Annotated in this window: 7 protein-coding genes; 3 read left to right on the top strand and 4 right to left on the bottom strand. The window is 73.0% G+C overall.

Annotated features, from left to right (window positions below; genetic code table 11):
• From ACIA8L_RS21795 to ACIA8L_RS21780, 4 genes are all read right to left on the bottom strand, one after another.
• The coding region (locus ACIA8L_RS21795) for a fibronectin type III domain-containing protein (protein ID WP_395907190.1) at positions 1–1554 on the bottom strand (1554 nt) is incomplete at its 3' end.
• Between the two features lie 458 nt (positions 1555–2012).
• Positions 2013–3338, bottom strand: a complete 1326-nt coding sequence (locus tag ACIA8L_RS21790; protein ID WP_395907188.1) for a sugar efflux transporter — start codon at positions 3336–3338, stop codon at positions 2013–2015.
• A gap of 37 nt (positions 3339–3375) precedes the next feature.
• Positions 3376–4335 carry a DNA polymerase domain-containing protein gene (locus ACIA8L_RS21785; protein ID WP_395907186.1) on the bottom strand — a complete coding sequence of 320 codons (960 nt, stop codon included), beginning with the start codon at positions 4333–4335 and terminating at the stop codon, positions 3376–3378.
• Between the two features lie 123 nt (positions 4336–4458).
• Positions 4459–5343, bottom strand: coding sequence for an NAD(P)/FAD-dependent oxidoreductase (locus tag ACIA8L_RS21780; RefSeq protein ID WP_395907184.1), 885 nt, complete (start codon positions 5341–5343; stop codon positions 4459–4461).
• Positions 5344–5409: 66 nt separating this feature from the next.
• Here ACIA8L_RS21780 and ACIA8L_RS21775 point away from each other — a divergent pair, with 66 nt between their 5' ends.
• From ACIA8L_RS21775 to erm, 3 genes are all read left to right on the top strand, one after another.
• Positions 5410–5973, top strand: coding sequence for a helix-turn-helix domain-containing protein (locus ACIA8L_RS21775; protein WP_395907182.1), 564 nt, complete (start codon positions 5410–5412; stop codon positions 5971–5973).
• Between the two features lie 70 nt (positions 5974–6043).
• Positions 6044–7912 carry a glycosyltransferase family 39 protein gene (locus tag ACIA8L_RS21770; protein WP_395907180.1) on the top strand — a complete coding sequence of 623 codons (1869 nt, stop codon included), beginning with the start codon at positions 6044–6046 and terminating at the stop codon, positions 7910–7912.
• 255 nt (positions 7913–8167) lie between these two features.
• The gene (gene erm, locus ACIA8L_RS21765; RefSeq protein WP_395907178.1) at positions 8168–8947 is read left to right on the top strand and encodes a 23S ribosomal RNA methyltransferase Erm; all 780 of its coding nucleotides are present in this window, start codon (positions 8168–8170) and stop codon (positions 8945–8947) included.
• Positions 8948–9081 lie beyond the last annotated feature (134 nt).

Below are 9081 nucleotides of genomic sequence, written 5' to 3'. Positions count from 1 at the left end.
GTGGGCGGTGAACGTGTAGGCGGTGCCGTTGGTCAGGCCGGTCACGGTGCACGGGCTCCCCGGGCACGTCCCGGTGAGACCGCCCGGGCTCGACGTCACGGTGTACCCGGTGACCGGCGAGCCGCCGTTGGCGGCCGGCGCGGTGAACGACACGGTCGCCTGCGTATCGCCGGGCGCCGCCGACACCTGCGTGGGGGCGCCGGGGACGGTCATCGGGGTGGCGGAGTTCGAGGCGGCCGATTCCCCGGAGCTGCCCACGGCGTTGGTCGCGTGGGCGGTGAACGTGTAGGCGGTGCCGTTGGTCAGGCCGGTCACGGTGCACGGGCTCCCCGGGCACGTCCCGGTGAGACCGCCCGGGCTCGACGTGACGGTGTAGCCGGTGATCGCCGACCCGCCGTCGTTGCCGGGGGCGGTGAAGGTCACCGACGCCTGCCCGGCGCCCCCGGTCGCGGTCCCGATCGCCGGGATTCCCGGCGGCAGCGCGGGGGTGACGGCCGTCGAGGCGGTGGACTCTGGCGAGTCGCCGTTGGCGTTGGTCGCGTGGACCGTGAATGTGTACGCCGTGCCGTTGGTCAGTCCGGTCACCGTGCACGGGCTCGCCGCACACGTTCCGGTCAGACCGCCCGGGCTCGACGTGACGGTGTAGCCGGTGATCGGCGACCCGCCGTCGCTGCTGGATGCGGTGAACGTGACAGTGGCCTGCGTGTCGCCAGGCACAGCGGCGACCTGCGTCGGGGCGCTCGGGACCGCGGGGCCGTTGAACGTCAGCGTGACCAGGCCGGTCGCGCCGTCGCCGGCGACCAGGCCGGGCAGCTGGATGCCGCCGGTGCCGCTCTTCACCGTGGTGCTCGCCGCGGTGAGATAGGTCGGCGACGCGTACGACGAGCCGCCCCCGCCACCGGCCTCGTAAATGTTCAGGATGCCCTGGTTGCCGGTCGCGCCGCCACCACCACCGCCGTATCCACCACCGCCGCTGCCACCCGCACTGTTGTTGGGGTACGTGCCGCCGGCGCCGCCGGTGGCCACTGTCAGCGCTGACGGGTTGGCGCTCCCGCCGGCCGTACCACTGGCGTAGTTACCGCTGCCACCGGCTCCACCAGATGGTCCGCTGCCGCCGGCGCCGGGCGCGGCCAGCGCCGAGTTCTCCGAGGTGCCGGCCGAACCGGCACTGCCGCCGTCGCCGTTGTACGAGCCGCCGCCACCGCCACCGGCAATCGCGAGCTTCGCCAGCAACGCCTGACCCGCGCCCAGGGCGAAGACGGCGGATCCGCCGCCGCCGTAGCCGTAGCCGTGGTTGTCGCCGCCGCCCCCGGCACCGACGATCACGTACAGCGATGTCGTGCCCAGCGGCAATGTGGCGGTACCGGTGACTTCGCCGGCATTGCCGCCGATGTGGGAGCGGGCCGGGTAGCCGGCCCCGCCACCGGCGCCGATGACGTCCAGATCGACCGACGTGGTGCCCGCCGGTACCGTGAGCGTGAATGTGCCCGTCGCCGAGCACGTCACGGTGCTCTGCGCCGCCGGCGCGGACGCGTCCGTGCACGGCGACGTCACCGCCCACGCACCTGTGGCCGGTATCAGGACAGAGCCGGTCAACGACATCAGGCCACCGAGTGCTGCCGCCACGCGACGCGCACCACCCCGCCGCCGGCCCCGTACCGCTACTCGCAACGACCCCATTGATCGATCACCGAACTCCAGATCGGCCACGCGTCCACCGCCCGGTTCAGTTGGCGACCACCCTTGTGGCAATGTGACATAAAGTAGTCAATATATTACTCTTCGTTCACTTTCGCCGGTTTATCCGGATTCGTCGAGCGTTCCGAGCGGTATCGGTCGTGGTTCGGCTCATGCCGCCGGCGTTGTGCCCGGCGCCCGGCGTCATCGCCGCGGTCACCACTGCCGCGAACGTCGAATCCGCCCGCTCGAGGTGGGTCCGCCTGAAGGCGTGGTTGCGGATCAGGTGGTCCCGGCTCCCGTCCGAGCGGCTCCCCACGAATGCGGTCAGCGGGTCAGCGCGGGTGTGGTGGTTCGGGCTCGTGGCGATCGGTGAACGTGGCAAGGGGTCCAGGGGGCGCGGAGCCCCCGGACCGGGGCGGGAGCGAAGCGGCCTCGGAATCCTCTGGTTCTGCTGTTTGCGCTTGTGTCTTGGGTGTCTTGTTCGGTTGTGCGGTGCCGACCAGGAGCAGGAAGCCCAGGACGCACAGCGCGGCGGCGGCGATGTAGGCGTAGCGGTAGCCCAGTTCGGCGGACAGGCCCAGGAGGGGGCCGGCCATCAACGCGGCCACCGGGAAGGCGTTCGCGGCCAGCGTTGCGGCCCGGCCTGGTTCGCCCGGCAGGAGTTCCTGCACGTAGGAGATGCCCAGGCCCTGGACGGCGGCGATGAAGCTCGCGTTGAGGATCTGCAGTGCGGCGATCTGCCAGCTGTGCGTCACCAGGCTCACGAGGATGTAGTACGCCACGCCCAACGCGGCGCCCAGGACGATCAGGCGGTGCAGTGGGTAGCGGGTCGACAGCGCGCCGAAGCCCAGCATCAGCGGGATTTCCAGGGCGGCGCACAAGCCCAGGATCAGGCCCGCGTCGCGCACCTCGGCGTGCAGGACGTGGCCCAGATACAGCGACATCGCCTGGACGTTGAGGGTGCCGGCGGCCTGCATCACGGCGAACGCGGCCAGGGTGAGCCACACCACCGGGCCCGCCCGGCGTGCCGGTGGGCGTTCCGCGTGCGCCGGTGGGGAGACCTCCTCGAGGCGGAGGTACACGACGGCGGCGGCTATCGCGTACATGGCGGCGGCCGTGAGGTACAGGATGCGGAAGCCACCGGCCTGCAGGAGCAGCGCGGCTATGGGCGGGCCCGCGACCCAGGCGATCGAGAACACCATCCGCAGCGTGCTGGTGGCCATCGCGGCCCGGGTCGAGCCGCGCTGGGACAGGACCTCGCGGGCGTAGGCGAACGACTGCGGGAACAGCGAGCCGCTGACCGCCGTGAGGGTCATGGTCAGGGCCAGGAGGATCCAGTACTCCCGGATGAACGCGGTCGCGATCATGCCCGCGCAGCCGGCCAGGGCGGCGGTGAGCAGGAGCTTGCGGCGTAGCGGGCGGCGGTCGGAGAGCCGGCCGAGGATCGACGAGGAGACCATCGACGCCAGGGGGCCGGCGACCAGGAACGCGCCGACGAGGGCGGGGGCGGCGCGGACCTCGGTGCTCAGGAACAGGGCCAGGAACGGGCCGACGACGGCGACCGACATCCCGACGAAGAAGAAGATCACTCCGAGGGGAATGAGCGTCCGTTGTGCGGATGTGCTGGTACGTACGTCGACGCTAATCCCCGAACTCACTTCCGCACCTTACAGCAGGCACAGAGAGCGCTCTCCGTCAGGCCTCCTCCGCCTGCCGCTTGGCCCGGGCCCGGCGCTTGCCCTCGTGCATGGCCTGCACCCGCGGTACCGGAATGGTGTGGCCCTCGGTGACGAGGTCGGCCGGGATCGGCTGCGGGGCCGGCATGTGCCCGGCCCACGGGTCGGTGTCGCCGAGCAGTGCGGGCGCGGTGTGGACGGTGAAGTCGCCGGGTTTGACGTTGCCCAGGTCGTCCCAGCCCAGGGGGTACGACACCGGGCAGCCCGGCCTGAGCCGCGGGCTGTATGCGGACACGACCGTCGCCCCGCCCACCCGCGTCGGGTCCAGGAACACCTTGCCGTGCCGGTCCTCGCGGATGAACGCGGTGGTGGCCAGGTCCGGGTCGAGCCGCTCGGCCCGGGCCGCGATCGCGCGGGTCGCGGCGGCCACGTCCTCCATCGGCGTCGGCTCGATCGGCACGAAGATGTGGATGCCCTTCGCGCCGCTGGTCTTCACCGCGCCGGCCAGGCCGACGGACCGCAGCGTCTCGCGGATCAGCGCGGCCGCCCGCACGACCAGGCCGAAGTCGTCGCCCTCGGGTGGGTCGAGGTCGAGCACCAGGTGCGTGGTGTGCGCCCAGTCGTCGGCGCGCACGAGCGTCGGGTGGTACTCCACGGCCCGCTGGTTGGCGAACCAGAGCAGCGTCCGGCGCGAGTCGCACAGCGCGTAGGTGATGTCCCGCTTGGAGGTCTCGGCCCACATGTTGACCGTGTTGACCCAGTCCGGTGTGTACTTGGGCACGTTCTTCTGCATGAACTTGTCCTGCCCGCGCATGATCCGCACGACGGACAGCGGCCGGTCGCGCAGCACCGGGATGATCCGGTCCCGCACGGCGTCGAGGTAGTCGACCAGGTCCCGCTTGGTCGCGCCGGCCCCCTCGAAGATGGGCTGGTCGAGGTTGGTCAGCGCGACCCCGTCACGTTCCTCGCCGGTGCTCACCGTCACACCGTAGCCGCAGCGGGCCGACTGCGTCTCGGCCGACGTGGCCTGTGTCGCCGGACAGCCGCCGCGGGCCGGCTGCGTCTCGGCCGACGTGGCCTGTGTCGCCGGACAGCCGCCGGCTTACGGCTCCTGCAGCAGGTCCATGTTGAGCGCGGCGCCGGCCTTCATGCCGCCCGCGGCCGCGGTGATGACCTGGCCCATCGGGTCGGTGACGTTGCCGGCCACCCATACCCCGGGCACGTCGGTCCGGCCCATGGGGTCGGCGGCGATGGAGTTCGCCACCGTCACGCCCTGCATCTCCAGCGGGGTGAGCTTGAGCCCGAGCTCGGCCAGGAAGCCGGCTCGCGCCTCGAGGCTGGTCTGCACCACCAATGCTTCCCGAGCGACGAACCGCCCATCTTCCAGGTGTACTCCCCGTGCGTCGACTTTCGTCACGGCGCCCTCGACAACGTTGATTTTCGTCAACGTCGACTCGAACCGTTGGTTGTTGGTGAACAGGATCAAGTCGTCGGTCCACTGCGGCCACAGCATCGCGGCGTGCGCGGCCATGGGGCTGGTGGCGATGATGCCGATGGGGCGGTCCCGCACCTCCCAGCCGTGGCAGTACGGGCAGTGCAGCACCCAGTGGCCCCAGCCGTCCGCGAGGCCCGGGATGTCGGGCAGCACGTCGACTACGCCGGTGGTGACCAGCAGCCGCCGGGCGCTGAACCCGCGGCCGTCCGCGAGCCCGACCCGCAGGTCGGCCCCGTCCCGGTAGGAGCGGACGACCTCGCCCTCGAGGATCTCCACGCCGTAGCGCCGGACCTCCTCGCGGCCGATGCGCAGCAGCTCGCCGGGGGCGGTGTTCTCCTGGCCGAGGTAGTTGTGCACGCCCGCGGCCGGTGCGTTGCGGGGCTCCCCGCCGTCGATGACCAGGACCCGGCGGCGGGCCCGGCCCAGGGTCAGTGCGCCGCTCAGGCCGGCCGCCCCGCCGCCGATGACGATCACGTCGTATCGCTCGCTCATGGCCCGACCATGCGTCACGCCGCCGCTTGTGGCAAACATCTTTGCCGAAATGGCAAACTGGACGGCATGGACGATCCCGTCGGGCCGCGCCTGCGCAGTCTCCGCGAGGCGCGCGGCGTCACGCTCACCGCCCTCGCCGCCGACACCGGCATCTCGGTGAGCACCTTGTCCCGCCTCGAGTCCGGCGGCCGCCGCCCGACCCTGGAGCTGCTGCTGCCCTTGGCCCGGGCCCACGGCGTCACCCTGGACTACCTGGCCGGGGCCGAGCCGACCGCCGACCCGCGCGTGCACGCCAAGCCCGTGGTCCGCCACGGCGTCACGCACATCCCGCTGACCCAGCGCCCGGGCGCGCCAATGGCGTTCAAGCTGATCTTCCCGCCCGACACGCCCGCCGACCGCACGCCGACGCCGAAGACCCACGAGGGCTACGAGTGGCTGTACGTGCTGTCCGGCCGCCTCCGCTTCGTCTTGGGCGAGCACGACATGATGCTGCAGAGCGGTGAGGCGGTGGAGTTCGACACCCGGGTCCCGCACTGGTTCGGCAACCCGCACCCGTATGCGACGGAGGTCCTGAGCCTGTTCGGCCCGCAGGGTGAACGCGTGCACGTCCGCGCCCGCTCGCGGAGTTGACGGGCCGGTTCACAGCTCGGGCACAGCTTGTTGGCAAGGTCGGGACAGGCAGTACCCCCAAAGTCGCTTCATGACCACGACGACGCTGCCCCGGCCGGCAGTTGTGCGCCACGCGGCCCCGGCCGCCGCCCGCCCGGTGTGGCAACGCCCGGCCCTGGCCGCCCTGCTGCTGCTGACCGGCGTGCTGTACCTGTGGCGGCTGGGCGACTCCGGCTACGCCAACGGCTTCTACGCCGCCGCCGTCCAGGCCGGCACCCAGAGCTGGAAGGCGCTGCTGTTCGGCTCCCTCGACGCGGGCAACGTCATCACGGTCGACAAGCCACCGGCCAGCCTCTGGGTCATGGGCCTGTCCGGGCGCGTCTTCGGCTTCAACAGCTGGAGCCTGCTGGTGCCGCAGGCCCTCGAAGGCGTGGCCGCGGTGGCCCTGCTGTACGCGACGGTGAAACGCCACTTCGGTGCGGCCGCGGGCCTGCTGGCCGGCGCGGCCCTGGCCCTGACCCCGGTCGCGGTGCTCATGTTCCGCTTCGACAACCCGGACGCGCTGCTCACGCTGCTGCTGGTGGCGGGCGCGTACTGCACGACCCGCGCCGTGGAGCGGGCCGCGCCGGGCTGGCTGGCGCTGGCGGCGACGGCGCTGGGCTTCGCCTTCCTGACCAAGATGCTCCAGGGCCTGCTGGTCCTGCCCGGCTTCGCCCTGGCGTACCTGATCGCCGCCCCGGCCACGATCGGGCGCCGCCTCCTGCACCTGCTGACCGCGGGCGCGGCGCTGGTCGTCTCCGCCGGCTGGTTCGTGGCCCTGGTCGCGCTGTGGCCGGCGTCGTCGCGCCCGTACATCGGCGGGTCGACGGACAACAGCCTCCTGGAGCTCGCCCTCGGCTACAACGGCCTGGGCCGCATCCTCGGCGGCGACGGCAACCGCGGCGGCGGGGGCGGTGGTGGCGGCGGGTTCCAGAACGTGGGCTTCGGCGGCGCGACCGGCATCACCCGCCTCTTCGGCGCCAGCATGGGCACCGAGATCAGCTGGCTCCTGCCGGCCGCGCTGATCGCGCTGGTCGCCGGCCTGTGGTTCACCCGCCGCGCGCCCCGCACCGACCCGACCCGGGCCGCGTTCATCGTGTGGGGCGGCTGGCTCCTGGTCTCGGCCGTGGTCTTCAGCTACATGTCCGGCACCATCCACCCGTACTACACCGTGGCCCTGGCCCCGTCGATCGCCGCCCTGGTGGCGATCGCGGCCCGCGAACTGTGGCGGGCCCGGGCCGCCCTGCCGACCCGCCTGACCCTGGCCGCGATGGTCTTCGTGACCGCCGCGTGGGACTTCACCCTGCTGTCCCGCGACCCGGCGTGGACGCCGTGGCTGCGCTGGACGGTGCTGGTGGTCGGCGGCGCGGCGGCGGTGGCCATCGCGGCGCTGCCCCGCCCGGCATCGGGATGGGCGAAACGCCTGGGCGTGGTGGTGGCGTTGACCGCGGTGCTGTCCACCTTCGGCGCCACGGCCGCCTGGTCGATGTCCACGGCCGCGACGCCCCACACCGGCTCCATCCCGACCTCCGGCCCGACCTCGTCCGGCCTGGACGGCGGTGGCGGCTTCGGCGGCTTCGGCGGTGGCGGCCAGGGCGGCGGCGGCACCGAACTGACCACGTTGCTGCGGGCCACGACGACGAAGTGGGCCGCGGCGACGACGGGCGACCAGACCGCCGCCGAGCTGGAGCTCGAGACCGGCAAGTCCGTCATCGCCATCGGCGGCTGGGACGGCAGCGACCCCGCGCCGACGCTGGCCCGGTTCAAGGCCTGGGTCAGCGCGGGCAAGGTCGCGTACTACATCGCCGGCGGCCGCGGCGGCGGCCTGGGCGGCGGCAACAGCGAGATCGCCGCCTGGGTGGCCGCCAACTACACCGCGACGACGGTGGGCGGCACGACGGTCTACAAGCTCACCGCCTGACGGACCACGGGCGGCGGCGGGATCGGTGCGAGGGCGGCGGGAGGTCTGGTAGCGTGCGCGGCATGACCATCACGACGCATGCCCTGATCGAGGCGGCCTTCGCGCCGGCTTCGCGGTTGCGCATCCGGCGTCGTGCCCTGGTCTGCCAGGCCTGACGCGCGCCAGCACCACACAGGTCGCTTCAATCCTTCTTCGTGCAGTACCGGGGCCCTTTCGCGTCCGCATTCGTGCTAGCGAACCTAGGGAACCTGGTCAATGTCCCAATTTCGGGCTGCCCATCCGCGGGCCCGGCGGGTGTACGGGCAGAACTTTCTCGCCGACCCCGCGGCCGTGCGACACGTCATCAACGCCGCTGACATAGCCTCCGATCGGCTCGTCGTCGAGGTCGGGGCCGGGCGCGGCACGCTCACCACCGAGTTGCTGCGGCGGGGCCGGCGGGTGATCGCCTACGAGGTCGACCCCGGCCTGGCGGCCGCGCTGCCGGATCACGAGCGGCTCACCGTGCGCAGCCGGGACTTCCTCGCGGCCGCGCCGCCCGCGGGGGAGTTCGCGGTCGTCGGGAACATCCCGTACGCGCTCACGTCGGCCGTGGTCGGCTGGTGTCTCGCCGCGCCGGGGCTGGTGTCGGCGACCCTGCTGACGCAGCTCGAGTACGCGCGGAAGCGCACCGGGGACTACGGGCGGTGGTCGCGGCTGACGATCGAGACGTGGCCGCTGTTCGACTGGTACCTGGCCGGGGTCGTGCCGCGGGCCGCGTTCCGGCCCGTCCCGCGCGTCGACGGCGGGGTGCTGCGGCTGGTCAAGCGGGCCGAGCCGCTCGTGGAGGCGGGCGGGCTCGGGCAGTACCGGCGAAATGTGCGTCTGGGGTTCAGCGGGGTCGGCGGCTCGCTGCACGCGTCGCTGTGCACGCGGTATGCCCCGGCGCGGGTCACGGCGGCGTTCCGGGCGCTCCGGCTCGACCCGCGGACCCCCGTCGGGCTGGTGTGGCCGGAGCAGTGGCTGACCCTGCATCGGCTGCTGCACGCCAAACGGTGACGGGGCGGCGGGGGGGGGGGGCGGCGGGGGGGGGGCCCCCCCCCCCCCCCCGCCCCCGCCCCCCCCCCCCCCGGGCGGCCCCCCCCCCCCCCCGCCCCGGGGGGGGGGGGCGCCCCCCGGGGGGGGGGGGCCCC

Source organism: Dactylosporangium sp. NPDC051541 (genome assembly GCF_044454505.1).
Lineage (GTDB): Bacteria > Actinomycetota > Actinomycetes > Mycobacteriales > Micromonosporaceae > Dactylosporangium.
This window is presented reverse-complemented; position numbering and strand designations above follow the sequence as displayed.